Source organism: Candidatus Arcticimaribacter forsetii, from assembly GCF_910589745.1.
Classification (GTDB): Bacteria; Bacteroidota; Bacteroidia; order Flavobacteriales; family Flavobacteriaceae; genus Arcticimaribacter; species Arcticimaribacter forsetii.
On the sequence record NZ_OU342399.1, the window covers coordinates 1,801,463 to 1,827,121 of the forward strand.

Genomic DNA, 25,659 nt, shown 5'->3' on the forward strand with positions numbered 1-25,659 from the left:
ACAACTAAATTACTTCATTTGTAAATAGAAAACTAAAAAATCATGTTAGAAGGGAAGGAATTAGATGCAGAAGATTTTTATATGTCACCTCTTGGGTTTAAAGTTTTTACTGAAAAATATCATTTAAAAAGAGGGTATTGTTGTGTAAGCGGATGTAAACACTGTCCTTACAATTATAAGAAGAAACATTAAAGGCATGATTATTGTATTTTACAAGTAATAATAACTATTTCAATATGAAAAAATTAATTTTATTAGCAGTATCATTTACATTTCTTAGCTGCGGAAGCATACGTGTTTTTAGTGATTATGATGAAACGGTAGATTTTGAAAAATACAAAACCTATGCTTTTTTTAAACCGGGAATTGATGAAGTGAAAATTTCTGATTTAGATAAAAAAAGAATACTAAAAGCAATAGAAATTGAACTTGGAACAAAAAAATTAACACTTTCCGAAACACCAGACCTATTGATTAACCTTGCTGTTAAATCATCGAATGACGTTTACATAAACCAAAACAATAATTTAATGGGCTATGGCATGAACGGATTCGGTTATGGCCTTGGCTGGGGTTGGGGTTGGGGGTGGCCCATGGTTAATTCTGCGCAAATTACTTCCCAGGTAAATGGAATGTTGTTCATCGACCTAATCGATGCAAACACGAAAAAATTAGTTTGGCAAGGAAAAGGGAAAGGGTATATTAAAGAGTATACCAAAAAAAGAATGGAGCGAATTCAATTGTTTGTTTCGGAAATTTTAAAAAACTACCCACCAACACAAGAATAGAACATTAAGGTTGATTGAAGTTTGACTTTACAAGGGTGCTGCTGTAAAGTAAATGGTTATATTTGCGCCTTTGTAAATAACATCATACTTTGAAAAATATCTTTAAAAACCTTACGCAAAACCCAAAAAACGATTTTCTTTCAGGATTAACAGTCGCTCTGGCTCTTGTTCCAGAAGCTGTAGCTTTTGCTTTTATAGCAGGTATCGACCCACTAGTTGGTCTTTATGGAGCATTTATGATGGGAATTGTTACTGCAATTTTTGGGGGTAGACCAGGAATGATCTCTGGAGCTACTGGTGCCATGGCAGTTGTAATGGTTCATATGATTCAAAAAGGAAATCAAGTTGGCGATACCCTCGCGGTTCCTGTCGAAAACCTAGGTCTTCACTGGTTATTCATTACTCTTCTTATTGTAGGAGTTATACAGGCGTCAGCAGGAATTTTTAAACTTGGAAAATTTGTGCGTTTAATTCCACACTCCGTAATGATGGGATTTGTAAACGGCTTAGCAATTGTGATCTTTCTATCTCAGTTGGGGTTATTTCAAAAAACAACCTCAACGGGAACTGAGTGGATTCAAGGTGTAGAATTATACACCATGCTTGCTCTTGTTGCTTTAACAATGGGCATTATGTACTTCTTACCAAAATTAACCACCAAAGTACCTGCTGCTTTGGTTGCAATTGTATGTGTGGCTTTAGTTACTGTTTTTGGAGGAATTGAAGTTTCTACCGTTGGATCTTTTATTAGAGATGGTGGTGGTGAAGGTCTGAAAGGAGGTCTACCAGTTTTCCAAGCACAAATTTTTGAGTTGTTATATACACTAGAAGGTCATTGGGGACTTATCTTACCAACGGCATTTTTATTAGCTGCTGTAGGACTCATAGAATCGTTAATGACCCTAAACCTAGTGGACGAAATTACACAAACTAGAGGAAGTGGAAATCGGGAATGTTTAGCTCAAGGAGGAGCTAATTTCTTGAATGGACTTTTCGGAGGTATGGGCGGTTGCGCAATGATTGGCCAGTCAATCATAAATGTTAATTCTGGGGGTCGTGGTAGATTATCTGGAATTGTTGCTGCAATTTCATTATTACTATTTGTTTTATTCGGCGCTAGTGTTATTGAACAAATTCCAATTGCGGCCTTAGTTGGTGTTATGTTTATGGTAGTAATAGGAACTTTTGCTTGGAGTAGTTTTAGAATTATCCGTAAAATACCAAAATCAGATGCTTTTGTTCTAATCACTGTTTCTGCAATTACTGTTTGGCAAGATCTTGCAATCGCTGTTATTGCTGGTGTTATTATTTCTGCACTAGTTTTTGCTTGGGAAAACGCAACCATGATTAGAGCTAGAAAACGTGTTAAAGAGGATGGTACTAAAGTATACGAAATATGGGGTCCTTTATTCTTTGGTTCTATTCAGAATTTCAATTCTAAATTCGAGGTAAATCAAGATCCAAACAAGGTTGAAATCGATTTTATAGAATCTCGAGTAAGCGACCATTCTGGAATTGAAGCAATTGAAAACTTGATTCAAAAATACGAAAACCTCAACAAAGAGGTTAAGCTTACCCACTTAAGTCCAGAGTGTAAGATTTTACTTTTAAAAGCTAATCCCGCTTTCGAAAATAATATTGAAGCTTCTATAGACGATCCGAGATACTATGTAGTTACCGATTTAGTTGATCGAGAAGTATAACCTTTAAAATCAAGGTTAAAATAGAGGGTAAAAAACATCTCATACCTTTATAAAACTGATATTCACTTAAGAAAGATTATAGCTTAGTAATAAAGATTCTTTAGAATTACTATCAGTTAACAGCCGATCATAATTCAAATTACCCTGACCCTGTAAATTAGCTTGAAAAGCAAGATAGCATAATGCAATTAAGCGATATAGTTTGTATGGTTTCATTAAAAAATATAGTTATTACCAGGCAAAATTAACAAAAAATGTACTTAATCAATCATTTTAAACACTTATTAAAAAAAACTTGCAGCTGCTGCAATTGCTGCTGGAATGCCCTCTGTATTTTTCCCCCCTGCTGTAGCAAAGAATGGCTGACCTCCTCCACCTCCTTGGATGTGTTTCCCTAATTCCTTAACAATAGCTCCTGCATTTAAAGAACGAGCAGCAACTAACTCTTTAGAGATATAACAACTTATTACCGGCTTCCCACCCTTTTGTGTAACAAGAACTAAAAAGGCATTGTCTTTATTCTGACCTAATTCAAAAGACAAATCTTTGATCGCTGGTGCAGAAAGATCTACTTCAGCCGCTAAAAAGTCAACTCCATTAACCACCTGGATTTTTGCTTGAAGGTCTTGCTTTACAGCTTGAACTTGAAGCTTCGATAGTTTTTCTAATTCTTTCTTTAAAGCAGCATTTTCGACTTGTAAACTGTGGATTGCTTTTATCGGATCTTGGGGATGCTTTAAGCATTCGTTAATCTGATTCAGCTTGGTTTCCTGCGCTTCAAAAAATCCTTGAACTGCTTCGCCTGTAATTGCTTCAATTCTCCTTATTCCGGAAGCTACTGCACTTTCGGAAACAATTTTAAAATACCAAATATCAGCGGTGTTATTAACATGGGTACCTCCACACAACTCTATAGATTCTCCAAATCGAATGGTTCTTACTGAATCTCCATATTTTTCTCCAAATAAAGCCATTGCGCCAGATTCCATAGCTTCGGCCACAGGAACAGAACGGTTTTCTTCGAGATTGATACTTTCATTAATTCTAGCATTAACAAAAACCTCAATAGCTTTAATTTCTTCAGAGGTTAGTTTAGCAAAATGTGAAAAGTCGAAACGAAGATTTGCCCCTTGTACCATAGATCCTTTTTGCTCAACATGGGTACCTAAAATTGATCGAAGTGCCTGATGCATTAGGTGAGTTGCAGAGTGATTACATTCTGATCGAAAACGTTCTTCGGAATTCACCTTTGCAACAAAAGAGTTGTTTAATTTTTCAGGTAATGACTTTGTGTAATGAACAATTAAGTTATTTTCTTTTTTAGTATCCTCGATAAAAATTACTTCTCCATCAGAATTTGTTAAGGTTCCAGAATCTCCTACCTGTCCTCCACCTTCTGGATAAAAAGGAGTTGAATTAAAAACCAGCTGGAACTGTTCTCCAGACTTAGCAGAATTTATTTTTCTATATCGAACTAATTTAACGGTTTGTTCTAAATGATCATATCCAACAAACCCTTCAATAGAAACCTCATTGACCTCGGTCCAATCTTCTGCACTTGAACTAGAAGCAGCACGAGATCTGCTTTTCTGTGCTTCCATTGCTTTTTCAAAGCCAATTTCATCTACTTCAAATCCTTTTTCTCTGGCAATTAAGGCTGTTAAATCAACTGGGAATCCATAAGTGTCATATAATTCAAAAACTTGTTCTCCTCCTAAAGTATTCCCTTTAGTTTTAGAAATTAAATCATCTAAAAGAATTAAACCTTGGTTTAAAGTTTTTAAGAATGAAACTTCTTCTTCTCTAATTACATTTTTAGCTAATTCTTTTTGAGTTTTTAACTCAGGAAAAACGGCGCCCATTTGAACTTCTAGACGATCGACAAGTTCAAATATAAAGGGATCTTTTAGATTTAAAAAAGTATAGCCATAGCGTATCGCTCTTCTTAGGATTCTTCTAATAACATATCCTGCTCCAGTATTACTTGGCAACTGACCATCTGCAATTGCAAAAAACACAGTTCGCACATGATCGGCAATCACACGCATTGCTCGATCGATAACCTCTTCTTTTCCGTAAACAAGCTTTGTTTTTTGTTCAATTTCGTTGATCAATGGAGTAAAAACATCGGTGTCGTAGTTTGATGTTTTATTTTGTAACACCATACACAACCTTTCAAATCCCATTCCAGTATCGATATGTTGAGCGGGTAACTTTTCAAGGCTTCCGTCTGCTTTTCTGTTGAATTCAATAAATACAAGATTCCAAACCTCAACAACCTGTGGATGATCCATATTTACTAGAGAAGCCCCAGAAATCGCTTTCTTTTCTTCAGCAGAACGCATGTCTACATGAATTTCAGAACAAGGACCACAAGGACCTTGATCTCCCATTTCCCAAAAATTATCAGCTTTATTACCCAATAAAATTCTGTCTTCGGGAATTATTTTTTTCCAAAAATCATAAGCTTCAGTGTCTTTTGCGAGACCATCTCCATCGTGTCCTTCAAAAATTGTAACGTATAAAATTGAAGGATCGATCTTGTAAACATCAACTAACAACTCCCAAGCCCAAGCAATTGCATCCTCTTTGAAGTAATCACCAAAACTCCAATTTCCTAGCATTTCGAAAAAGGTGTGGTGGTAAGTGTCAATACCAACCTCTTCGAGATCATTATGTTTCCCTGAAACACGTAAACATTTTTGAGTATCTGCAACACGAACATCTTTAGGGATGCTGTTCCCCAAAAAATATTCTTTAAATTGATTCATCCCTGCATTTGTAAACATAAGCGTGGGATCATTCTTAACTACCATTGGGGCAGACGGAACAATCTTGTGTGTTTTAGAAGCAAAAAAATCTAGAAATTGTTGACGTACTTCAGCTGATTTCATTTTATAAAATTTTATGAACTTAAAGAAATTATAAATTTCCTTATATTTGTTTAATGTTTTATTTCTTTATGCAAAAGAAATGAAAATTTACAAGAAAATTGTTCATGGCAAAGGTTAAATATTACTACGATCCCGAAACGCTTTCTTACAGACCGATTTCACCCGGAAAAAGACTGAAAGTTTCAAACCTTTTCCTTTTTCTCATTTCGTCCTTATTATTTGGCGTCATTGGATTATTTACCCTTTTAAATACAGACGTAATTAAAACTCCAAAGGAGATTTTACAAGAACGTGAATTAAGTAATTACGAATTACAATTTAATTTGCTTGGTAGAAGAATCGAACAAATGCAAGCTGTACTTAGTAATATTGAAGAACGAGATAACGACATCTACAGAATTTATTTTGAGGCCTCTCCTATTCCTAAAGAGCAAAGAAGAGCAGGATTCGGTGGAGTAAACAGATACAATGACCTTGAAGGCTACAACAGCTCTGAAATGATTATAAACACAACCAAACAGATTGACATCTTATCCAAGATGCTTGTTGTTCAATCCAATTCATTAGAGGAAATTCAAGAACTAGCGGAACGCAAAGAAGAATTGCTTGCTGCGATACCTTCTATTCAACCGGTTAGAAAAGAAGATCTAAAAAGAATGGCTTCAGGTTTTGGATGGCGAATTGATCCCTTCACGAAAGCAAGAAAGAAACACTATGGAATGGATTTCTCTGCAGTTCGTGGAACTCCAATCTACGCAACTGGAGATGGTAAAATTGTAAGAGCAGACAACCGTTCATCAGGATATGGTAACCACATTCGAATCGATCACGGATTTGGATATGTGAGTTTATATGCCCACTTACATAAATACAACGTAAGAAAAGGTCAAAAAGTTAAGCGAGGAGACATCATTGGTTACGTTGGTAATACGGGTCGTTCCGTAGCTTCTCACCTGCATTATGAGATTTTTAAGGATGGAAAAAAAATCAATCCGCTAAATTTTTACTACGGAAATCTGAGTTCCGAAGAATTTGATGCACTTATTGCACAAGCCTCACAGGAGAACCAATCATTCGATTAATTATGGAAATCGATTTACCTGAAAAAAGATACTATACGATTGGAGAGGTTGCTAAATCATTTGGCGTAAACACTTCTTTATTGCGTTTTTGGGAAAAAGAATTCAAAGAGATTCAACCTAAAAAGAAAACCAATGGTGCTCGAAAATACACTCCTGGAGATGTTAAAAACATTCAAATAATCTATCATCTTCTTAAAGAGAAAGGAATGACTATTGAAGGTGCTAAGAATCAATTGAAAGTTTCTAAATCTTCTCAAGAAGCTAAAATGGATGTACTTAAAAAATTAGAGCGCGTTAAAAAAGAATTAGAGAGTCTCCACGACAACCTGTAGTCCTTATTTTTTTCTAAAAAACAAAGTAATCGGAATTCCTTCAAAATCGAATATCTCACGCATTTGATTTTCTAAGAAACGCTTATAAGGGTCTTTTACGTACTGTGGTAAATTACAGAAAAAAGCAAATTGAGGATGTGCAGTCGGTAACTGAGTACAGAATTTAATCTTAACATGTTTTCCTTTGTATGCTGGCGGGGGTTTTCTTTCGATAACTGGTAAAAGAATATCATTAAGCTTTCGAGTAGGCACTCGATTACTTCTATTTTTAAATACATCAACAGCCGTTTCAATTGCTTTAAAAATTCGTTGTTTAGAGATTGAAGAAACAAATACAATTGGAACATCAACAAAAGGAGCTGTTTCCTTTTTAATTTTATCTTCGAATGCTTTAGTTGTTTTATGATCTTTTTCAACCAAATCCCATTTGTTTACAAGAATTACAATTCCCTTGTTATTTCTGTGTGCAAGCCAGAAGATATTTTGAACTTGACCATCAAAACCTCTAGTTGCGTCAACTACTAAGATACAAACATCGCAATGCTCTATCGCTCGGACAGAACGCATTACAGAATAAAATTCAATATCTTCCTTAACCTTAGCCTTACGACGTATTCCTGCGGTATCGATTAGATTGAATTCAAACCCAAAACGATTATAACGGGTATCAATACTGTCACGAGTAGTTCCAGCAATATCAGTTACAATATAACGATCTTCTCCAATTAGAGCGTTTATAAAAGATGATTTTCCAGCGTTAGGACGACCCACAACTGCGAACCTTGGAACATCGTCATCATTAGACTCTGTTTCCTCTGGAAGTGCTTTAACTAGATCGTCTAACAATTCTCCAGAACCTCCACCGTTGTTTCCAGATATCGGATAAACTTTATCAAAGCCAAGACTATAAAACTCAACTGCTCCATCTTGGCGCATCGCATTATCTACTTTGTTTACGGCAAGAAAAACTGGTTTTCGCGAACGACGTAGCAAGTGAGCAACTTCCTCGTCCATACCTGTTACACCGGTTTCGACTTCTACCATAAAAATTATAGCATCAGCTTCTTCGATAGCAAGCTCTACTTGTTTATCAATTTCTTTTTCAAAAACATCATCACTACCCACAACGTATCCTCCAGTATCGATTAACGAAAAATCTCGACCATTCCAATCTGTTTTTCCGTAATGACGATCTCGAGTAACTCCGCTGACAGCGTCAACAATTGCCTCTCTTTTCTGAATCATACGATTAAAAAAAGTTGATTTCCCTACATTGGGTCTTCCTACTATAGCTACAATTGCGCTCATTTTAAATATTTTAGAATTGCAAAAATAATCTTTTTGCAAGTATTAATGGGTGTTTCTTTAAAAGGAATACTTTTTAATGTTTGTACCCGAAACGTTTTAACTGATTTACGTTGTTACGCCAATCTTTATTTACTTTAACATAAAGTTCTAAATGAACTTTTTTACCAAAAAAAGCTTGAAGTGTTTTTCGAGCGCCTACTCCAACTCGCTTGAGTGCAGAGCCTTTATGTCCAATAAGAATTCCTTTTTGGGTTTCTCGCTCGACCATAATAACAGAACGGATTTTAATTATTTTTGCTTCTTCAATAAAATCTTCTGTGTCAACCTCAACTGCGTAGGGAATTTCTTTAGAATAAAACTGGAGAATTTGTTCTCGGATAGCTTCATTTACGAAAAAACGCTCCGGCTTATCAGTAAGTTGGTCTTTTGGATAATAGGCTGGTCCCTCTGGCAAACGATCGATTATGTAATCTAATACTTCTTTTACAGAAAATCCTGTTATTGCAGAAATTGGAAAAATTTCGGCATCTGGGAGCAAATCTTTCCAAAAAGCAATGGTAGTCATTAGAAGTTCTTGATCTGCTGTATCGATCTTATTGATTAACAAAAGTAGGGGTATTTTAGATGCTTTTATTTTGTCAAAAAGAGTAGAATCTTTCAATTCTTTTTCTCCAATTTCGACCATATATATTAAAATATCAGCGTCTTCTAAAGCTCCTTTTACAAAATCCATCATAGAAGATTGCATCTCATAATTAGGCTTAATAACTCCAGGAGTATCAGACAAAACCATTTGATAATCGTCTCCGTTAATTATTCCTAAAATACGATGGCGCGTAGTCTGAGCTTTCGAAGTAATAATCGAGAGTCGTTCTCCAACCCATGCATTCATTAAAGTTGATTTACCTACATTCGGATTTCCAACAATGGTAACAAAACCTGATTTATGTTTTTCCATAACTAGTTGCAAAGGTAAGGACTTCATAAGAAGTGGATTGAATGTTCATGAATAAGTTTTATAATTTAAAAGCACATGAATGTTTATGAAGGAAAAGGCATTCTACTCTCCTAACAGTCATTGAATTAAATTTATTTTCGTTTTATCTTGTTTTGAAGCCATTAATATCCTTATCTTTGACATCCACAACGCGGGATAGAGCAGTAGGTAGCTCGTCGGGCTCATAACCCGAAGGTCGTAGGTTCGAGTCCTACTCCCGCTACTACACAAGACGGATCAGTATTACTACTGGTCCGTTTTTTATTTGTATCATCATTACCACCTGTAAATGAATGAATTAACCCGAATATTGGGTTGAGGTTTGAGGTTCGATATGTTCTGTCTTCAGGGTCTATGACTATCCCTTCTGGAAACAGTAATTTTTGAACAGATAATTTAGTCTCATATTCTCCAGACACCCATATATTACTCATGTTTTTACTAAATTCAATCAAATCAGAAACCTTTTTATCCAGGTTCGATATTTTTATTTGAGAATCTTCTAATTTTTCCTCAATTTCAATCAATTCAGATGTTACAGCACCAATGAATCGATTGTATAATTCATTATCAATCTCTCCAAATGCAAATCTACTATCTAATGTCTCTTTTTTAGTTTGCAACTCCCTTAAACGTTTTTTAAGTATTGTTTGATCACCGTAGATCTTAAAACTCTGTTCAATAAGCGTTAGTTTCATTTGTTCCTTGAAAACATCCTCTAACTCCTCTTTTAACTTAAAATTCGTTAGTAGATTTTGAAATAGGTTGTGAATACCCTCCTTTATAGACTTTTTGGAGGAATTCGCACTCAAATCTTTGGTTTTACAACTTGTATTTAGACACTTGTAGTAATCATATTTACCCTTTGCCTTGTAACCAGTCATTTTAGAATCACAGCAGCCACAATAGAGTTGATTTTGAAGAGGTCTGTCCATTTGTGCGGTATAAGGTTTATACTCCTTCTTAGGTTTACTATCAAAACGATCATTAATGATTTTAAAATTATCCTTTGATACTAAACCTTTCCAATTACCATCAATAATTTCTCCCCCAAGGAAAGTGTTTTTATGCATTCCACAATAAAAAGGATTTCGCCACATTGCACTCAGCGTTTGTTTATTGATTCTCAAACCTCTTATTGATAATTTTTGTCTGATTTGGAAGTCTGGTATATTTTGAAGTTTCCAATCCCACGCCATTTTTAAAAGTCTACCGTCATCATTAACCTTGAGTTGCTGAATTCCTTGAACAAATTTCGGGTTCTTTACCTTGGGTCCATAATGATCATAACCTCTTGGTGCTCTGCCAAGCCAATTACCACTTTTTACAAAGCGTTTTAAACCTGGGATTGTATGGGTTAATCGTTCAACATTTTCCTTACGTGCATGAATTAAGGAATAATGAATTTGTATCTCTCCTTCTTCTGTGGTTGTATCTAACTCAGTAGATACTTCAATAAGATGAACTCCCTGATTCCGAACAAGATCATTTACAAGTCCAATTGCGCTACCTCCACTTCTTGAGAATCTACTCATTTTGTAAATCATTATGGCGAAAGGTTTTTGTCGACTTCGTTTCACCTCATTAATCAGTTTCATGAACTCTTTACGCGTAAAGTCATTCTTTGCAGATTCATAAGTATTTCCAAATTCATTAGTGATTTTATAGTTCCTTTTTTCGGCCAATTTATTTGCTGATGTAATTTGATTCTCCAAACTGTGATTTGAATCATATTGTTGCTTCGATGATACTCGGGTATATACCCAAACATTATTATTTTTCTCTTTTTCTGGTTCACTTTTAACAAACCTTTTGAAATATTCGTTATTCATTATTTTAAATTATTGTGGTTGCAAATAATGCAACTTAGGTTATACAAATTGTTGATGATTTCCATAACAACTTCATCAGGTGTGTCATGATCACCTGTTATTCTTCGAAATGTGTCAAGCGACAGTTTCGATTCTTCTAAATTTTCCAATTTAATAGATAATTACTCTATCTGCATTGGTTCAATAATGCAGTTTATACCATCTGGCGTTATCCATGGATTTGAATGATAACATACCATAACCCAATTACTCATGGAAGGGTTATTCCATTGAGCTGACTTCTAAGAAAAAATATTTTTAATTATCCTTTGCCTATCGCTTTTGCGTATATCCGAGCTGAAATGAAGTTCATTTGATTTGTCTTTTCTAAACAAACTAAGTTCATGTATGATTAAGTCACATCTATGGCCGTAATAGTATTTATCGTCACGAGAACAAAATCTAAGATCTTTTGACAAAAGGTCAAGTACACTCTTTGAAATTTTAAACGGTTGACCTGGAAATTTGACATCAAACAAAGAGTAATATTCTTTATCCTCTCGTTCAATCCATATAATATAATGAAACAGCTTCCAAGCTGACTCAAGTTGTTCTTTTTCTTCTTGATGTTGCTCTTTCAATTTGTCATTTTCAGTTTCCAAATAATTCAGCAGCAACATTAATTCATCATCCGTTAAAGATGTGTTTTGGGTCATCCCATAGTGCTTTAGTAGTTCATTTTTTTTCATGATTGTTATTTTATAATGTTATAATTGTTATACATAAAACATTGTTTTTCAATGCTTTGTATGTAATTAATACACAATTTATCTTGGATAATCAACCCCCTGAAAAAAATATTTTTATAATTCTATGACTTTTTCATTTGTAGGACATATTTATTGATATCGACGGTAACTGGTCGGAGTAAATAACGGTAGCGGTTACAGTCTTAAGTCTTACTGTGGGACGAGATCAAAAGGACAATGACCAGCACAAAGTTGAAAGGTTAGATCTCAGGGGAACCGATTCCTCTAAAGTAGTCAACAAACCACGTCTTTCGGTGACGTCGTGGGACCGGGTCGAAACAGAAGAAACCTGGAGTGATAGACCCCTTAAATGGGTAAGGGGACTCTATCGCACTACCAATCTTCAACAGGGAAACTTTAAAGTAAATAGATAATAAAAACAACTAAAAATATCTCCTGAATTAGAATAAACAAATCATAAATACTGGTATGAAAAGAAATAAAAAAAAATCAATTACAATTAGAATTACTGAATCCCAGTATAAGAACATGATAGACGCTGTAATCGAAGAAGAAATGAATAAATCAGAGTTCATTAGAGAATCCATTCAACGCCAGCTACAGAAAATTAGGAGAAGTAATAGAAGGAATTTGTCGTAAAAAAATCAATAGTTCTAAAATCCCTTAAAATGACAAAAAGTACAAAGACTCGTACCCTGTTAGATACCCAATCCAATAAATTTCAAAGAACTTGTATTACAATAACCCCAGATTTATTCTTGTAGTGATTGGACTCCTTTTAAAGCCAAACCCAATTTTTTTGAAACCTTGACTTCATATATCTCTCAGTAAGTGATTTTGCCAAACTTCTGCACAATATTTCACTCGGATGATCCCAATAACCATACTCTTCCAGTTGTTTCTCAAACTGTAGCTGCTTTTGTTTCGTATCTGTCCATACATGGTGTATAGACTCATGAATCTGGGTATCCACAAGAATCTCAATAGTTGGATTATTTTTAAGGTAGATAGTTATCTCATTCGTATGATAATTGAAATCCCCTGCTGCGTCTGATTTTAAGATTGAAACAACCATACTGGGGGACTTTCTCCGTGTCGGGTACATAGTCCTGACCCATTCCGTTATGTCTTCTAAGAAGTCTTCCATAGGTATCTTTAAATTGTATTGTGGTCGCATGATAATAGTCTCAACTCGATACATCAAAACAACTCCAGTAATAATCAGAAATAACCCCATCATATAATCCTCTTCACTTTTAATACTGTGTTCGTTGACTTATTCGTTATTGCACTAATATTTCTGATTGACAACCCCCTCTTTATTAACCGCACAACATCTGAGTGACGATTTAATATTTTTTCATCACAATCAGTATTTCCTTTTTTTCTACCAACACTTTGATTTCCATTTTTCTTGATATGATTACGGTAACCTGACTGCAATCGAGATAGGGTCATCTGAGATTCCATATTTGCAACACTAAATAATATTTGGACCATAAACATTGATAAACTATTTGGTGTCTTATCCTCGTTAAGCGTTTCAAGATTAAAATTCTTTATATAAAGTCCGACTTTTAAATCATGTAGGAGTTGGATGTTTTGAAGTGACTGAAGTACAGACCTCCCTATACGGCTTAACTCCCAAACTAATATTTTATCAATTGATCCCTCTTTTGCCATTTCCAACATCTTTGAAAAAACTGGTCTTTGATCGTTCTTTTTGAATCCACTTACCTTTTCTTCAAAAACTTGAACTAACTCATAGTTCATTCTCTTAGCATATTGTTGCAGTTCGTTTGTTTGTCTCTCTGTATCCTGTCTTTCTGACTCTGAACTAACTCTTGAGTAAATTGCAGTCTTAATCATATGTATCAATTTAATCCTTTGGGTTTCTATGATGCTATGATACAGCGGATTAATGGGGTTCCGGAATAATAAATGCTAAATTTTTGCTACAATAATTGTTTTGAGACACTTTTTGTGTGCGGATAATAATTAGCGAAGGATCACCGTCACGGATTGATCGTAATCATTGTTATCCGCACATTGGTAAAGAATGATGGGGACCCCCCGGCCGGACTCCCTCCGACATCCCCCCTTAATTAGACTCTTTTTCGACTTTCCCAGAGGGGGTCAATTCCCCTCGCCGGATTTTTCTGGAATTTTTTGGTAAAACTCGAATTTTTAAAAAATAAATTTTTTCAATTTTTTATAGAATATGAATAATTTAATCACTTAATTCATTTGCTAACAACTCGCTCTGTTCAATAACTCTATCTGCTTCCATACGAGCTAAATCTGGTGGATATCCATATTTAATTAATAGCTTACGAACAGTTAATCTTAACTTGGCTCTAACATCACTTCTCTTACTCCAATCAACCGTGGCGTTTTTACGAATGACATCAACAATATGGTGTATGAGTTCTTTCATTTTATGATCATCCAACATCTTGGTAGAGTCATTTAGATTTAGCACGCTATAGAACGCATACTCGTCTTCTGTGAGCCCTAACTCATGTGCTCTGTTATCTTCAAGCCTCATCTCTTTTGCAATGGCAGATAATTCTTCTAAGACTTGTGCAGAGTCAATTTGGTTGTTATGGTATCTGTTGACTACCGTTTCAATCATCTCAGAGAATTTCTTAGCCTGTGATATGTTTTTAGTCTTACGCACTCTCACGTCATCACTTAATAGTTTCTTTAAAAGTTCAAAAGCAACATTCTTTTGTTGCATGTTTTGTACCTCCATTAAAAACTCGTCAGAAAGAATACTGATGTCTGGTGTTTTAATTCCAGCAGCTTCAAATACATCAATAACTCCATCACTACTTAGAGCCTCATCTACGATTTGTTTAATGGCAGTGTCTACCTCATAATTTGATTTAACTCCTGAGGGGTTGAACTTATTTATCCTTGCCTTAACCGCTTGAAAGAAGGCGACATCATCTTTAATGACATCTGCTTCAAAGCTCGGAATAGACATGGCGAATATTTTAGAAAGTGCCGTAATTTCTTTTAAAAATCTATCTTTTAAATTTTTGCTTGATAGGATAAAGTTTTGTGCACCAAGTAATACTTGAAGTTTAATATTAGTTTCTGCTTTGAAATATGCTTTGTAATCAAACCCATGGAACATTTGCTCTACAATCTCAAACTTCTCTTGCATTAATGCAATTGCTTCTCTAATATCTACAAACGCTTTTCCTTCTCCGCCACTTTGAAGGTAGGTACCCATGGCATTTCTAAGTTCTTGGCCAATACCAATGTAATCTACTATTAACCCTCCTGGTTTGTCTTTATAGACCCTGTTAACTCTTGCAATAGCCTGCATCAGATTTGCTCCTTGCATCTTCTTATCTATGTACATGGTATGCATACTTGGAGCATCAAAACCAGTAAGCCACATATCACGAACAATTACCAATTTTAAGGCGTCACTTGGCTCTTTCATTCGAATGGCCAATTCCTTTCTTTGTTGTTTTGTTGTTCGGTGAGGTTGAAAACTTTCAGGATCATCTGATGAGCTGGTCATGATGAGTTTTATAATACCCTTATCTAAATCATCACTGTGCCAATCAGGCCTTATCTTAATAATTTGAGCATATAAATCAACACAAATTTGTCTTGTCATTCCCACAATCATAGCTTTACCCTCAAATGCTTCCTGTCGAGCTTCAAAGTGAGTGACTAAATCTATTGCTACATCTTTCAAGCGATCTGGGTGACCTACAATAGCATTGATGGTTGCATTTTTCTTTTTAGATTTCTCTATTTGATCTTCTGTGGTGTCTGATACCTCTTCTACCAAAGCATCTATTTCAGAGCTAACTTCTTTATCCAATTTAATCTTTACCAAACGAGCCTCATAACTGATGGGAACAGTTGCTCCATCATCCACTGCCTGTTTAATATCATAGATGTCTATATAGTCTCCAAATACTGCAGGTGTGGACTTATCTTCTTTTTCAATAGGCGTTCCTGTAAACCCAATATATGAAGCATTAGGAAGTGCATCTCTCATGTATTTAGCATTTCCGTATCGAATCTCTGATCCATCTTCTATCTCCACTAAACGACCTTTAAATCCATATTGACTTCTGTGTGCTTCATCAGCAACTACAACAATATTGGTTCTCTCAGATAGAGTGTCATATACATTACCTTCTTCAGGACTGAATTTTTGAATAGTACTAAATATTACACCTCCACCAGATACTTTTAATAGTTCTTTGATATGTTCTCTATTCTTAGCTTGAACAGGCGTTTGTCTTAGTAATCCAACACAGTTTCCAAAAGTTCCAAAGAGTTGATCATCTAAATCATTTCTATCGGTAAGGATAACAATGGTTGGATTCTTCATTTGTGGATGGGTAATAATCTGCCCACTATAGAATACCATAGACAATGACTTACCACTTCCTTGGGTATGCCAAACTACACCAACCTTACGGTCACCATCATCAGAACTTGTGGCTCTTAGGGTTTGCTCAACCGCCTTTTGAACTGCATAATACTGATGATAAGCAGCCACCTTTTTAATCTTTGAGATAGAAACCAAGCCTGTTGTTTCGTCTTTCTTCTCTTCTGCTTCAAAAACCGTACAGTATCTGATAAGGTTTAACAAAACCTTCTTATCAAACATATGCTTAGTCATGACCTGAAGGTCTGTTTGAACTCCAGCATCCTCTTTAGCCTTCCAGCTTAAATATCGAGTAAAGGGAGCAGATAGACTGGAAACCTTCGCATCTATACCATCCGATATAACACAGAGTGCGTTGTAGAAAAAGATACTTGGTACGTCCTTTTTATAGTTTTGAATTTGAGTGTAAGCATTACGAATCGTAGCCTTTTCACTGGTGGCATTTTTAAGTTCAACAACTACTAAAGGAAGACCATTGATATAGATAACTACATCCAATCTTCTGTTTACATTATTTTCTTTTATTACTAATTGGTTGACTACCCAATAGGTGTTGTTCTCTGGGTTCTCAATGTCTAATAAATCAATATTTACTCCTTTAGATGCGCCATCTTTTGTGAACTCTACTGAAACGCCACTTGTGAGATAGGTATGGAAACGCTCATTATTTTCCATAATTTCCTCTGTGCCTAAGCTCAGCACTTTTTGATGGGCCTCATTAATTGCAGAAGAAGGAACTCCTGGGTTTAGTCTTTCAATGGCTCTAAGCAGTTCATTTTCTAAAACAACGCTATCAAAGTTATTACGTTGTGGGTTGTCTGAATCAGGAGCAATATCAGGGCCATGATGAAACTTAAAACCTTGACCAGTTAACTGATCAATAAAAGCAATTTCTATGAGATCTTCATTAAGCATATTAGGTAGGTTATAAATTATTCAATCTTAAAGAGTGATCGTAAATTTTTGTCAATAGTGTCTCACTCATTTTTCCAAGAGATTGAGACTGTGCATTATTTGTTTGAATTTTGTTAAATATTACATAAGCGATTTTGTCAAATTCAGTTATTAATTCTTCATCTTGTGGAACTAACAAATCAAAAATTTCCAAAAGCGCATTTAGGTTAAGATTCTTTATGCCTGTGGTGCCATTTTCCCAATTAAAAAAAACCTTTCTTGTGTATAAGTAATCAAATAAAGAGTACAAGAAATATGAGTATTCAAGCTTTAAAGGTCTAATTATCCTACAAAAATTAACACACGTCATTGGATATTTAGCATTATTCAAAATCTTTTCGTTTATGTAGATAACTCTGCCTGTAGATTGATCTTCAGTTCCTCCACTAATTTCAATAACTATATCACCCTTTTTAAGTTTACATTTTTCAAGTTTTGAAGCTTTCAAATATCTGATTGGTGCTCTTTCCGGCATGCCTGTTTTCATATCTGGTAGATCAGTACCTCTTAAACAAATAGTTTTTTCCGTATAATCTCCTTCAATTGTTTCTTTGCCATAATCTCCACCCAAAGAAACTTCTACAAAATCGTTAATTTTAGCTTTTCTCCAACCAACAGGTATATCATCACTAATTTGATATTTCCCAAACCATTCTTTAAAAACAGTTTGAGCAATATTCTCCATAACCTTATTCGAATTGAAATTTATTTTACTCCAATTTTGATTTGGGAATTTTTTTGTTAAAACATTTATTATTTCTGTATCTAATTTTTCAGAATGTTCAGTGTTTTGAATCAAAAATTTACTAAAAACTAACATCTTGTCTTTAAAAAGGATGCTGTCTTCCTCTTCATCTTTGAGACCAACGTATCGTCCAGGTGTTAGTACATACTTATGCTTTCGAATTTCCTCAATAGAGGTGCTTTTACAATAACCTTTGACGTTCTCATATTTAATGCCTTTTCGCCAATTATGATAGGTTAATGTTAATATATTAATTTCTTCATCTGTAAGATCTTTGTGTGCCTTGTTTTTTTGATAGCCCATCTCAGAAGCATCAATGAATAATACCTCTTTACTATGGTTGGCTTTCTCTCTTCTTAAATACCAAATACAAGCAGGAATCCCCGTGTTGTAGAATAGTTGTTTTGGTAGCGCTACAATACATTCTACCAAGTCTTCTTCAACCATGCGTTGTCTTAAATCTCCTTCACCAGAAGTATTAGAACTTAAAGAACCGTTAGACAATACTGTTGCCATAACGCCCTTAGGCGCTAAGTGATACAGCATGTGCATCATCCAACCATAGTTGGCATTAGCATTTGGAGGTACGCCAAATTTCCAACGGGCATCATCTTGTAGTATATCTATCCCCCAATCCTTTTGATTAAAAGGTGGGTTGGCTAATATGAAATCTGCTTTTAAGTCTGGGTGCGCATCTTTTAAAAAGGATCCTTCTGTATTCCAAGACACAAACTGTGAGTTGATATTACGAATGGCTAAGTTCATCTTAGATAGCTTCCAAGTAGTTTGGTTGCTCTCTTGTCCGTATACAGTAATATCACTAATATTTCCTTGGTGTTCTGTGACAAACTTCTCACTCATAACAAACATTCCACCAGAACCACAAGCAGGGTCATACACCCTACCTTTATAAGGTTCTATCATTTCTACCATTAGCTTCACAATAGCCTTAGGCGTATAGAACTGTCCTCCCTTTTTACCTTCTGCATTGGCAAACTCACCTAAGAAATACTCATACACTCTACCAAATAGATCTTTAGACTTTTCATTTTCAGCTTGTAGTTCTGTATTTGATATCAAATCTATTAACTGCCCTAAAGAGGCTTTATCCAAATTGGCCTTTCCGTATACCTTAGGCAGTACGTTTTTAAGTTCCTTGTTTTCTTTTTCAATGGCTTCCATAGCTTCATCAATCGTCTCTCCAATAGACGGAAGCTTAGCATTGTTGTGAATATGTGACCAACGAGCAATCTCTGGAACAAAGAATACATTCTCTGCTAAGTATTCATCTCTATCTTCAGGATCAGAGTACTTATCAGCTTCTAATTTTTCATATAGTTCATTGAAGGTTTCGGAGATATATTTTATGAATACTAAACCCAACACTACATACTTGTACTCGGCTGCATCTATATTTTTACGCAGCTTGTCTGCTGCCTTGAACAATTGTTGCTCAAAGGTGGATTTTTTAGTTTCTGACATTTTTATACTATTAAGTCTTTTAAATTAACATCTAAGATTTTTGCAATTTGATCTAACACTTCAAGTCTGGGCTGTTGTCGGTTTTGTACATAACTGTTTACGGTATTGAAACTTTTACCAAGTTTATCTGCTAGCCAGATTTGTTTTATTCCTTTTTCTTCTAAGACCTCTTTAATTCGGTTCATTATTTAGAATTTGATTAAAATCAAATCTAATATATTTGTGATAAATACACAATTTTTTGTTATGTTTATTACAATATAAAATCAATGTGTGATCTTAACGGACCATTCCAACTTTGTGCCTGCAGTAATTATATAGACTACACAAAACCACATTACATTAAGAGGGAATAACTTTAAAAACCTGACTTTTTCTTAATAAAAATAACTTTAACTAAGACGACATAAAAACTCCTCCTTGACTTTTAAAAATAATTTGTTTATGTTTTTAAAAAATCTAAATTATGATTAGACAAAACGAACACTTTATTTTAATTCCGAAAGGAGCTGGTAAATTCTATAGAGTCCGTAAAAATCAAATATTTATAAAGACCTACTGGGGTGGCCAGATCGTATATCGTATTCTCAAACAAACTTCTACCAGAACATTTTTCAATGAGGAGGTATACATAGAATTACGAGATTTTATAATAGCCTATGCAGAGTTAGAGGGAGTTATACTTGACGAATTTATATTGAACAATTCTTTGCAGCCGATGCAGCAGGATAATGATCAAATTGGTGTGGTTAGTGATATATGCTCTTTAGAAGATATTTTTTGAAAACAATTGAATTGTATTAATAGCGCTAACGAAATCCCTCCTTAATATGTAAACGTTCGATATTTCAATAGAGTTGTCTACTAAAACAATAAAACGGTTATACTATTATAGTGTAACCGTTTTTTTTATTAAACAAGACTTCTGAAAAAATTGAATATACTTCTCGATACCTTATATCCACTCCATTCTCTTGCCTTAAAAACAGTATCTAATTCTGTTTTGAAAACATGGTTGGTGTAATTACTAATCGTTTTTACAGAGATAGCCAAAATGACATCTAATATATTACCCTCTGTATACCCTAAATTCAGAAACGCTTGAACTTCATTTTCATCAGGCAAACCCCTTTTATTTACCATAGTGCTTACAAACCCTGATAGGCCTCTTAGTTTATCATCAGAAATTTTTGTGTGATTCCTTATGGATTCTGTCACTTCAAGTGGAACTTTAGATACAGTATCCGCTAACATACTATGGGCTGCCATACAATAGGAGCAACTATTTTCAGCGCTGATAGTTAGTAATACCACTTCTTGCTCTGTTGAAGTAAAACCACTTTCTATTCTAAATTTTTTATATCCGTGCATATAACTATCTAATAATCCAGGTGAGTTAACCATAGCTTGGTACATATTAGGAATCATTCTATTTTCTTTTTTGGTGAGCATGAGAAGATCCTTTTGCTTGTCATTGGCACCAGATAAATTAACCAATGACATTTTCATCTTATATGAATTCATAATAATTAAAGTTTTTATAATTTCTTTTGTAAATTTACTTCCTTTAAGTAACTAAAACAATAAGTCTCCATGAAGAACCTTAATAACCCAGAAGAAACAAATGATGATAATCAGATAGTTAGAATTAAAAATAAATTAAAAATAATTTTTAATCATGATCTAAACTTACCTATAGAGACGAGTATACATCCAAAATGCAGACAAAACAAAAAAGACTAATGAAAGACCAAAAAAGATGTTTAAAAAGTACAAAGGACTATTAGTAGTTGCTTTATGAAGACGTTCCATTTTTTCAAGAACGAAAGGTAATTTTTCTTTTCTTACAATTGCCATGCCTGTTTTACTATTGTAATTCCCATCTTTAAAATATAAAATGTCGCCTTCAATCTTTTTTACTTTTACGCCCATTCTCAATAGCGGGCTTAATTCACCACCTGTTAAATTAGGCGTTAATTGTTGCTCTGTAACTACTGTGGTTTTTAAAAAACTAGTCTCTCTAAAAATCATGATGACCCCACTAACAGCATACATCATCATAATCCCTGATAAGAAATATCCTAAATACCTATGAATTACTCTAACTTGAAATGAAAATGGGGTTTTGCGTTTTATCATAATATTAGGTTTAATTTTGAAGTTGGACTTCAATTTTACAACATGGTTTATTTCTTGACTCAAATTATTTCAAAACCCTATATCAGAACAATGAAGCGTATTCTATTTCCTCCTATAAGCAGTATCAATTACTATATGACCATTAGCCACTCTGCTCACACAAGCACATAATTTATTGTTTTCTCCTTTTTCAGATTCGCTAAAAAAGAAGTCACGGTGGTCAATATCCCCAGAATACTCAAGTACATCAACTTGACATAAACCACATTCTCCTTTTTTACAATCGTACATTACCTCTACATGGGCCTCTTCGAGGGCTTGTAACATTGTTTTGTTCTTTTTCACCTCGATTTGCAAATCAAATCTTGGAATTTTTAGCAAGAAATCTTGTGGGGCAAATAGACCCGAAGCACCAAATGTTTCGAAACGCAAATTGGAATTTTCAAAAGGTCCTTCTTCCCATGTTTTGCGAACGGCATTCATCAACCTAATTGGACCGCAAAGATATATTTGGGTCTTTTCATTACACAGGTCTATGACCTTCGAGACATTGTAAGATCCATTAACATTACTAAAGTTTAAAGTAATTTGTTTACCTAACATTTTTTGTAATCGGCTGATATAAGGCATTTCATAATCTGCACTCCCTAAGTATAGCATGCGTACATTCTTGTTTCCTTTTGCTATCAATTGCTCAGCCATCCCTAGAATAGGAGTTATTCCAATTCCTCCTGCTATTAGAAGGTAGTCTGAGGAATTAAAGCTTAGTTCAAAGTGGTTACTTGGTTGTGAAATTTGTAATCTACTTCCTTCTTTTAAACTCCACATATAGGCAGATCCTCCACGACTTTCGGACAATCGCTTAACTGCAATGGTATAAGGTGAATTTGGTTCATACTGCCCAACCAAGGAATAGCTCCTCACTTCTGGGACATCATTGATCAAAACAGAAATATCTATATGAGATCCCACGGTAAAAACTGCTGTTCCATGTTCTGGTATTAGTTGGATTTCCATTACATTTTCTGCAACTTTTTCCATTTTGCCAACCACGGCATTTTCCCAAGTATTCCTATATCGCATTACTATTTGTTTTCTTCTGCAACTATTCTATCGGTGATTCTTCTGGCCCACATGGCTCCTGCATCAATATTCAGATTATAAAATTCCCGATTAGGGTTGGCATTAATTGCTTTTTGTTGTGCTTCTAATATTTCTTCATCTTGTGCAAAAATTCGGGCCACTCCGTTTTTGAGTTCAGTGGTATTGCTCTGATCTTTGAGGTTGTAATTTCTGCTGAATGCCCAAAAGTAAAGACAAGTTTGATTTGTGGAAGGTGTAATGGTATTTAAAACATATCCATTTACTCCTTGAGAACGATTGCCCTCTGGCGCACCTGTTCCAGCAATGGCAACCCCAACATCAATATTAACGGTACATGGAGCTTCAAACTTGATGATCTGCCAACGATCAACATCACCGTTGTGTTTAAAAACTTTATTTAATTGCCCCTTCCAAAAAGGTGGGGGCTGAATCCCCTTCATCCACCTGGTAACAGTTGCCGTTTTTTCATCGTAGTGAACATCGAAAGGCGCTTCTGCCACATTTCGGTCACCAATACTTTCTGAGTGTACAAAGGTTTCATGGGTTAGATCCATCAAATTGTCTACCACCAATCTATAATTACAATGTACTTTTATCATTTGCCCGTCCCCCGCCCATTCTGGGTCATCATTCCAATGCATATTAGGAATCAATTTCTCGTCAGCTAAAGCAGGATTTCCCATCCACACCCAAATAAACCGATACTTTTGAATTACTGGATATGAACGTACACATGCCGACGGATTAATAGTTTCTTGAGAGGGCATATAAGAACATCTTCCGTCACTTTTATACTCTAATCCGTGATAACCACATACTACAGTGTCACCGCTCAAACTACCCTTTGATAAAGGTAACAATCGGTGCCAACATGCATCTTCTAGCACTACAGGAGTACCATCTTTTTTACGATATAAAACTAAAGGTTTGTTACAGATGGTTCTAGGCAGCAAATCATTTTTTAATTCCACATCCCAAGCAGCGGCATACCATGCATTCATTGGGAAGGATTCATTCATTGTAAAACTTTGCATTTGTGAGGGTTTCTATATTCAACACTTATTATGAATGTAATTTTAGTATTTTTTAATTAATTAACAATTATAAAGTTGATTTTGAATATCTTTAACTTGTTTATGAATAAAAATTTAAACAACTATTTATCACCTTTGTTAATTAAGACTTAAAAAAACAAATTCAAGAATAAATCTGTTAATAATTTAATCTACAAATTACTAAAATGAAAAACGCTGTTTATATTTTATCTTCAACCCGAACACCAATAGGAGCTTATTCTGGAGAGCTTTCGACTGTTTCTGCAACAGAATTAGGTGCTGTAGCAATAAAAGATGCTGTGGAAAAAGCAACTATTAAAAGTGATCAAGTTGAATCCATAGTAATGGGGAATGTTTTGTCTGCTAATTTAGGCCAAGCTCCTGCTAGACAAGCATCAATGCTAGCAGGCTTGCCAGAAAAAACGTGCGCAACCACCGTCAATAAAGTTTGTGCTTCAGGAATGAAAGCTGTAAGTATGGTATTTAATGATATTAAGTTAAACAACTATGAAATAGGCGTTGCCGGAGGTATGGAAAACATGAGTCAAGTTCCACATTATCTACCTAATTCGAGAATAGGTTTGGGCTTTGGCCATGGTCGCCTTGTGGACGGTATGCTAAAAGACGGCTTAACCGATGTATATAATCAGACTTCAATGGGGGTTTCTGGTGATAAAACAGCTGAAAAATATAATATCAGTAGAGAAGAACAGGACAAATATGCAATACAGTCTTATGTTAAGAGTACCAATGCGTGGCAAAATGGTCTTTTTGAAAATGAAATTTCTGAGGTTAGTGTAACACAAAGAAGAGGAGAGCCTATCGTTATTACTGAAGATGAAACATACAAAAAGGCTAATTTTGATAAAATGAAAAAATTAAGACCTGCATTTTCAGAAAAAGGGACGGTTACTGCTGCAAATGCTAGTCCCCTAAATGACGGAGCAAGTGCTTTAGTTATTGCCGGAGAATCTTTTGTTAAAAACAATGATTTAATCCCTGAAGCTGAAATAATAGCATATGCTGAAGCAGAACAAGATCCTACATTTTTTACAACAACCCCTATATTGGCCACAAAAAAAGTTTTAGAAAAAGCTAATTTAAAACTTTCAAATATTGACTTTTTTGAGATTAATGAAGCATTTTCTGTTGTACCAATTGTCTATATGAAAACTTTAAATATAGCTGATGAAAAAGTAAATGCTTTTGGAGGTGCTGTTTCTTTAGGACATCCTTTGGGAAATTCTGGTAGCAGAATATTAGTAACTTTATTGAACGTATTAAAAACAAAAAATGCCCAATATGGTTTAGCTGCTATTTGCAATGGTGGAGGTGGTGCCAGTGCAATGATAATTAAAAACTTAAGTCATGAATAAAAAAGTAAAAAATGCATCTGTAGCCCTAGAGGGAGTAACCCACAATATGACACTTATGCTTGGTGGGTTTGGGTTATGCGGAATACCTGAAAATGCTATTTCAGAACTAGTAAACAAAGAAATTGGGGGACTTACGTGTATATCAAATAATGCTGGAGTTGATGATTTTGGGCTGGGTTTGCTTCTAAAAAAACACCAAATAAAAAAAATGATTGCTTCCTATGTAGGTGAAAATAATGAATTTGAAAGACAAATGCTTTCGGGTGAATTGGAAGTAGATTTAATTCCTCAAGGAACCTTAGCTGAATTATGCAGAGCAGCACAATCAGGGTTTCCAGCGATTTTTACCCCAGCTGGATATGGAACAGAAATTGCTGAAGGAAAAGAAGTCAGAGAATTTGATGGGAAAATGTATGTTCTAGAACATGCTTTTAAAGCAGACTTTGCCTTTGTTAAGGCATGGAAAGGCGACAGTGCCGGCAATTTGATTTTTAAGGGAACTGCGAAGAATTTCAATTTTAATATGTGCGGTGCAGCCAACATTACAGTAGCAGAGGTAGAAGAATTAGTCCCGCTGGGAGAATTACATCCAAATGAAATACATGTTCCTGGAATTTTTGTCCAACGTATTTTTCAAGGAACCGATTATGAAAAAAGAATTGAACAACGCACGACAAGAAAAAAAGAATAGAT

Annotated in this window: 22 protein-coding genes and 1 tRNA gene; 10 read left to right on the top strand and 13 right to left on the bottom strand. The window is 34.9% G+C overall.

Annotated elements, in window-relative coordinates; translation table 11 throughout:
- Positions 1-42 precede the first annotated feature (42 nt).
- The 3 genes from NG655_RS08295 (at position 43) to NG655_RS08305 (ending at position 2,491) form a co-directional block, all read left to right on the top strand.
- A complete protein-coding gene (locus NG655_RS08295; protein ID WP_252158849.1) occupies positions 43-192 on the top strand; it encodes a C1orf53 family protein in 150 nt (49 codons plus the stop codon).
- A 44-nt stretch (positions 193-236) separates the two neighbouring features.
- The gene (locus tag NG655_RS08300) at positions 237-788 is read left to right on the top strand and encodes a DUF4136 domain-containing protein (RefSeq protein WP_252158850.1); all 552 of its coding nucleotides are present in this window, start codon (positions 237-239) and stop codon (positions 786-788) included.
- An 89-nt stretch (positions 789-877) separates the two neighbouring features.
- Positions 878-2,491, top strand: a complete 1,614-nt coding sequence (locus tag NG655_RS08305) for a SulP family inorganic anion transporter (protein ID WP_252158851.1) — start codon at positions 878-880, stop codon at positions 2,489-2,491.
- A gap of 284 nt (positions 2,492-2,775) precedes the next feature.
- Here the strand turns inward: NG655_RS08305 and alaS are convergent, their stop codons facing one another.
- Complete coding sequence (gene alaS / locus NG655_RS08310; protein ID WP_252158852.1) at positions 2,776-5,385, bottom strand: alanine--tRNA ligase; 2,610 nt, start codon at positions 5,383-5,385, stop codon at positions 2,776-2,778.
- A 104-nt stretch (positions 5,386-5,489) separates the two neighbouring features.
- Here alaS and NG655_RS08315 point away from each other — a divergent pair, with 104 nt between their 5' ends.
- Both NG655_RS08315 and NG655_RS08320 read left to right on the top strand, forming a co-directional pair.
- Positions 5,490-6,467 carry a M23 family metallopeptidase gene (locus NG655_RS08315; protein WP_252158853.1) on the top strand — a complete coding sequence of 326 codons (978 nt, stop codon included), beginning with the start codon at positions 5,490-5,492 and terminating at the stop codon, positions 6,465-6,467.
- Positions 6,468-6,469: 2 nt separating this feature from the next.
- Complete coding sequence (locus NG655_RS08320; protein WP_252158854.1) at positions 6,470-6,799, top strand: MerR family transcriptional regulator; 330 nt, start codon at positions 6,470-6,472, stop codon at positions 6,797-6,799.
- 3 nt (positions 6,800-6,802) lie between these two features.
- Here the strand turns inward: NG655_RS08320 and der are convergent, their stop codons facing one another.
- Positions 6,803-8,107, bottom strand: coding sequence for a ribosome biogenesis GTPase Der (der, locus tag NG655_RS08325; protein WP_252158855.1), 1,305 nt, complete (start codon positions 8,105-8,107; stop codon positions 6,803-6,805).
- Positions 8,108-8,180: 73 nt separating this feature from the next.
- Entirely contained in the window at positions 8,181-9,065 is an 885-nt protein-coding gene (gene era / locus NG655_RS08330) for a GTPase Era (RefSeq protein WP_252159108.1), read from the bottom strand.
- A 189-nt stretch (positions 9,066-9,254) separates the two neighbouring features.
- On the opposite strand from era, the gene NG655_RS08335 reads away from it, so the two are divergent.
- A tRNA-Met gene (locus NG655_RS08335) sits at positions 9,255-9,327 on the top strand.
- Here NG655_RS08335 and NG655_RS09495 read toward each other — a convergent pair.
- Together NG655_RS09495 and NG655_RS08340 are read right to left on the bottom strand one after the other, a co-directional pair.
- Positions 9,287-10,936, bottom strand: a complete 1,650-nt coding sequence (locus NG655_RS09495; RefSeq protein ID WP_419469280.1) for a recombinase family protein — start codon at positions 10,934-10,936, stop codon at positions 9,287-9,289. The genes NG655_RS08335 and NG655_RS09495 overlap by 41 nt on opposite strands.
- 281 nt (positions 10,937-11,217) lie before the next feature.
- On the bottom strand, positions 11,218-11,664 hold the full coding sequence (locus tag NG655_RS08340; protein WP_252158856.1) for a hypothetical protein: 447 nt from the start codon (positions 11,662-11,664) through the stop codon (positions 11,218-11,220).
- A 489-nt stretch (positions 11,665-12,153) separates the two neighbouring features.
- On the opposite strand from NG655_RS08340, the gene NG655_RS08345 reads away from it, so the two are divergent.
- Positions 12,154-12,324, top strand: coding sequence for a hypothetical protein (locus tag NG655_RS08345; protein WP_252158857.1), 171 nt, complete (start codon positions 12,154-12,156; stop codon positions 12,322-12,324).
- A gap of 597 nt (positions 12,325-12,921) precedes the next feature.
- On the opposite strand, the gene NG655_RS08350 is transcribed toward NG655_RS08345, so the two are convergent.
- The 4 genes from NG655_RS08350 to NG655_RS08365 form a co-directional block, all read right to left on the bottom strand.
- Positions 12,922-13,554, bottom strand: coding sequence for a recombinase family protein (locus tag NG655_RS08350; RefSeq protein ID WP_252158858.1), 633 nt, complete (start codon positions 13,552-13,554; stop codon positions 12,922-12,924).
- A gap of 361 nt (positions 13,555-13,915) precedes the next feature.
- Positions 13,916-17,026, bottom strand: coding sequence for a type I restriction endonuclease subunit R (locus NG655_RS08355; RefSeq protein ID WP_252158859.1), 3,111 nt, complete (start codon positions 17,024-17,026; stop codon positions 13,916-13,918).
- A gap of 10 nt (positions 17,027-17,036) precedes the next feature.
- A complete protein-coding gene (locus NG655_RS08360; RefSeq protein WP_252158860.1) occupies positions 17,037-19,256 on the bottom strand; it encodes a type I restriction-modification system subunit M in 2,220 nt (739 codons plus the stop codon).
- Between the two features lie 38 nt (positions 19,257-19,294).
- Positions 19,295-19,477: a helix-turn-helix domain-containing protein gene (locus tag NG655_RS08365; protein WP_252158861.1), complete on the bottom strand. Its 183-nt coding sequence runs from the start codon at positions 19,475-19,477 to the stop codon at positions 19,295-19,297.
- A gap of 281 nt (positions 19,478-19,758) precedes the next feature.
- On the opposite strand from NG655_RS08365, the gene NG655_RS08370 reads away from it, so the two are divergent.
- Positions 19,759-20,076, top strand: coding sequence for a hypothetical protein (locus NG655_RS08370; protein ID WP_252158862.1), 318 nt, complete (start codon positions 19,759-19,761; stop codon positions 20,074-20,076).
- A 128-nt stretch (positions 20,077-20,204) separates the two neighbouring features.
- On the opposite strand, the gene NG655_RS08375 is transcribed toward NG655_RS08370, so the two are convergent.
- The 4 genes from NG655_RS08375 to NG655_RS08390 all read right to left on the bottom strand — a co-directional run bounded on the left by NG655_RS08375 (position 20,205) and on the right by NG655_RS08390 (position 23,569).
- A complete protein-coding gene (locus NG655_RS08375) occupies positions 20,205-20,744 on the bottom strand; it encodes a carboxymuconolactone decarboxylase family protein (protein ID WP_252158863.1) in 540 nt (179 codons plus the stop codon).
- Between the two features lie 237 nt (positions 20,745-20,981).
- The gene (locus NG655_RS08380) at positions 20,982-21,431 is read right to left on the bottom strand and encodes a hypothetical protein (protein WP_252158864.1); all 450 of its coding nucleotides are present in this window, start codon (positions 21,429-21,431) and stop codon (positions 20,982-20,984) included.
- 102 nt (positions 21,432-21,533) lie between these two features.
- A complete protein-coding gene (locus tag NG655_RS08385) occupies positions 21,534-22,514 on the bottom strand; it encodes a PDR/VanB family oxidoreductase (RefSeq protein ID WP_252158865.1) in 981 nt (326 codons plus the stop codon).
- A gap of 2 nt (positions 22,515-22,516) precedes the next feature.
- The gene (locus NG655_RS08390; protein WP_252158866.1) at positions 22,517-23,569 is read right to left on the bottom strand and encodes an aromatic ring-hydroxylating dioxygenase subunit alpha; all 1,053 of its coding nucleotides are present in this window, start codon (positions 23,567-23,569) and stop codon (positions 22,517-22,519) included.
- 206 nt (positions 23,570-23,775) lie between these two features.
- On the opposite strand from NG655_RS08390, the gene NG655_RS08395 reads away from it, so the two are divergent.
- Both NG655_RS08395 and NG655_RS08400 read left to right on the top strand, forming a co-directional pair.
- Positions 23,776-24,966 carry an acetyl-CoA C-acyltransferase gene (locus tag NG655_RS08395; RefSeq protein WP_252158867.1) on the top strand — a complete coding sequence of 397 codons (1,191 nt, stop codon included), beginning with the start codon at positions 23,776-23,778 and terminating at the stop codon, positions 24,964-24,966.
- A complete protein-coding gene (locus NG655_RS08400) occupies positions 24,959-25,657 on the top strand; it encodes a CoA transferase subunit A (RefSeq protein ID WP_252158868.1) in 699 nt (232 codons plus the stop codon). The genes NG655_RS08395 and NG655_RS08400 overlap by 8 nt, the downstream gene beginning before the upstream one ends.
- Positions 25,658-25,659 lie beyond the last annotated feature (2 nt).

Excerpts from the sequence above, each read along its gene's own strand:
- NG655_RS08380 (WP_252158864.1), bottom strand. The coding sequence starts at position 21,431 with ATGATAAAACGCAAAACCCCATTTTCATTTCAAGTTAGAGTAATTCAT.
- NG655_RS08375 (WP_252158863.1), bottom strand. The coding sequence starts at position 20,744 with ATGCTCACCAAAAAAGAAAATAGAATGATTCCTAATATGTACCAAGCT.
- NG655_RS08400 (WP_252158868.1), top strand. The coding sequence starts at position 24,959 with ATGAATAAAAAAGTAAAAAATGCATCTGTAGCCCTAGAGGGAGTAACC.
- NG655_RS08295 (WP_252158849.1), top strand. The coding sequence starts at position 43 with ATGTTAGAAGGGAAGGAATTAGATGCAGAAGATTTTTATATGTCACCT.
- NG655_RS08355 (WP_252158859.1), bottom strand. The coding sequence starts at position 17,026 with ATGCTTAATGAAGATCTCATAGAAATTGCTTTTATTGATCAGTTAACT.
- NG655_RS08315 (WP_252158853.1), top strand. The coding sequence starts at position 5,490 with ATGGCAAAGGTTAAATATTACTACGATCCCGAAACGCTTTCTTACAGA.
- NG655_RS08385 (WP_252158865.1), bottom strand. The coding sequence starts at position 22,514 with ATGCGATATAGGAATACTTGGGAAAATGCCGTGGTTGGCAAAATGGAA.
- NG655_RS08340 (WP_252158856.1), bottom strand. The coding sequence starts at position 11,664 with ATGAAAAAAAATGAACTACTAAAGCACTATGGGATGACCCAAAACACA.
- NG655_RS08350 (WP_252158858.1), bottom strand. The coding sequence starts at position 13,554 with ATGATTAAGACTGCAATTTACTCAAGAGTTAGTTCAGAGTCAGAAAGA.
- alaS (WP_252158852.1), bottom strand. The coding sequence starts at position 5,385 with ATGAAATCAGCTGAAGTACGTCAACAATTTCTAGATTTTTTTGCTTCT.
- der (WP_252158855.1), bottom strand. The coding sequence starts at position 8,107 with ATGAGCGCAATTGTAGCTATAGTAGGAAGACCCAATGTAGGGAAATCA.
- NG655_RS08345 (WP_252158857.1), top strand. The coding sequence starts at position 12,154 with ATGAAAAGAAATAAAAAAAAATCAATTACAATTAGAATTACTGAATCC.
- NG655_RS08395 (WP_252158867.1), top strand. The coding sequence starts at position 23,776 with ATGAAAAACGCTGTTTATATTTTATCTTCAACCCGAACACCAATAGGA.
- NG655_RS09495 (WP_419469280.1), bottom strand. The coding sequence starts at position 10,936 with ATGAATAACGAATATTTCAAAAGGTTTGTTAAAAGTGAACCAGAAAAA.
- NG655_RS08365 (WP_252158861.1), bottom strand. The coding sequence starts at position 19,477 with ATGAACCGAATTAAAGAGGTCTTAGAAGAAAAAGGAATAAAACAAATC.
- NG655_RS08320 (WP_252158854.1), top strand. The coding sequence starts at position 6,470 with ATGGAAATCGATTTACCTGAAAAAAGATACTATACGATTGGAGAGGTT.
- NG655_RS08300 (WP_252158850.1), top strand. The coding sequence starts at position 237 with ATGAAAAAATTAATTTTATTAGCAGTATCATTTACATTTCTTAGCTGC.
- NG655_RS08390 (WP_252158866.1), bottom strand. The coding sequence starts at position 23,569 with ATGCAAAGTTTTACAATGAATGAATCCTTCCCAATGAATGCATGGTAT.
- NG655_RS08370 (WP_252158862.1), top strand. The coding sequence starts at position 19,759 with ATGATTAGACAAAACGAACACTTTATTTTAATTCCGAAAGGAGCTGGT.
- era (WP_252159108.1), bottom strand. The coding sequence starts at position 9,065 with ATGGAAAAACATAAATCAGGTTTTGTTACCATTGTTGGAAATCCGAAT.